General features: G+C 65.3%; 1 protein-coding gene. It reads left to right on the forward strand.

Going from position 1 to position 2,144, the window contains the following annotated elements; translation table 11 throughout:
- A partial coding sequence (rpoB, locus tag ACQKJZ_RS19085; RefSeq protein ID WP_427733257.1) for a DNA-directed RNA polymerase subunit beta occupies positions 1 to 2,144 on the forward strand: 2,144 nt, incomplete at both ends.

A 2,144-nucleotide genomic window follows, 5' to 3' on the forward strand; every position in this document is an offset into this window, starting at 1 on the left:
ACGTTCAACCGACGCATTATGGCCGCATCTGCCCGATCGAAACGCCGGACGGCCCGAACATCGGTCTGATCAACTCGCTGTCGACCTTCGCCCGCGTGAACAAGTATGGCTTCATCGAGACGCCGTACCGCAAGGTGATCGACGGCCGCGTCACCGACGAGGTCGTGTACCTGTCGGCGATGGAAGAGCAGAAGCACACCGTCGCCCAGGCGTCGGCCGCGACGGATGCGGACAACCGCTTCACCGAGGATCTCGTCTCGGCGCGTCAGGCCGGTGAATTCCTGATGGCGTTGCCCGATCAGATCACGCTGATGGACGTGTCGCCGAAGCAGCTCGTCTCGGTCGCCGCCTCGCTCATTCCGTTCCTAGAAAACGACGACGCCAACCGCGCGCTCATGGGCTCGAACATGCAGCGTCAGGCCGTGCCGCTGGTGAAGGCGGAAGCGCCCTTCGTTGGCACCGGCATGGAAGAGACCGTGGCCCGCGACTCGGGCGCGGCGATCGCGGCGAAGCGTGCCGGTATCGTCGACCAAGTCGATGCGGCGCGTATCGTGGTTCGCGCCACGGGTGAGGTCGATGCCGGCAAGTCGGGCGTCGACATCTACACGCTGATGAAGTTCCAGCGTTCGAACCAGTCGACCTGCATCAACCAGCGTCCGCTGGTGAAGGTGGGCGACGTCGTGAAGGCGGGCGACGTGATCGCCGACGGCCCCTCGACCGAGTTCGGCGAGCTGGCGCTGGGCCGCAACGCGCTCGTCGCGTTCATGCCCTGGAACGGCTATAATTATGAGGACTCGATCCTCATCTCCGAGCGGATCGTGAAGGACGACGTGTTCACGTCGATCCATATCGACGAGTTCGAAGTCATGGCGCGCGACACCAAGCTCGGGCCGGAAGACATCACCCGCGACATCCCGAACGTGGGTGAAGAGGCGCTGCGCAACCTCGACGAGGCGGGCATCGTCTATGTCGGGGCCGAGGTGGAGCCGGGCGACATCCTGGTCGGCAAGATCACGCCGAAGGGCGAATCGCCGATGACGCCGGAAGAAAAGCTCCTCCGCGCGATCTTCGGTGAAAAGGCCAGCGACGTGCGCGACACCTCGCTCCGCCTGCCGCCGGGTGTGGCAGGGACCATCGTCGACGTGCGCGTCTTCAATCGTCACGGCATCGACAAGGACGAGCGCGCGATGGCGATCGAGCGCGAGGAGATCGAGCGTCTGAAGAAGGACGCCGACGACGAGCGCACGATCCTCAACCGGGCGACCTGGAGCCGCCTGCGCGAGATGCTGCTCGACCAGACCGCCACCGCCGCGCCCAAGGGCGTGAAGAAGGGCATCGTCATCGATGCCGAGGTGCTGGAATCGGTCGATCGTCATGAATGGTGGAAGTTCGCCGTCGCCGACGACGCGCGCCAGAGCGATCTGGAAGCGGTCAAGGCGCAGTATGACGAAGCCGCCAAGCGGATCACGGACAAGTTCCATGACCGTCGCGACAAGCTGGAGCGTGGTGACGAGCTGCCGCCGGGCGTGCTGAAGATGGTCAAGGTCTTCGTCGCGGTGAAGCGCAAGCTGCAGCCGGGCGACAAGATGGCCGGCCGTCACGGCAACAAGGGCGTCATCAGCCGCATCCTGCCGCAGGAGGATATGCCTTTCCTCGCGGACGGTACGCCGGTCGATCTCGTGCTGAACCCGCTGGGCGTGCCGTCGCGCATGAACGTCGGTCAGATCTTCGAGACGCATCTGGGCTGGGCGGCGCGCAACCTGGGTATGCAGGTTGCGGCGCAGCTCGAGGATTGGCGCGAAGCCAACCCCGACGCCAAGCCGGGCGCGGTGCCGGAAGCGGTCAAGGCGCGGCTCGTGGAGATCTACGGCGATCACTATGCCGAAGACATCCAGGCGCGTGACGACGAGGAAGTGGCCGAGCTGGTCCAGAACATCCGCACCGGCGTGCCGATGGGGACCCCGGTGTTCGACGGCGCGCGCGAGAGCGACGTGTCGGAGATGCTGGAGCTGGCGGGTCTGCACACCTCGGGCCAGTCGGACCTGTTCGACGGGCGCACCGGCGATCAGTTCGACCGCAAGGTGACCGTGGGCATCATCTACATGCTGAAGCTGCACCACCTGGTCGACGACAAGATCCACGCG

The organism is Sphingomonas sp. NPDC019816 (assembly GCF_050274375.1).
GTDB lineage: Bacteria > Pseudomonadota > Alphaproteobacteria > Sphingomonadales > Sphingomonadaceae > Sphingomonas.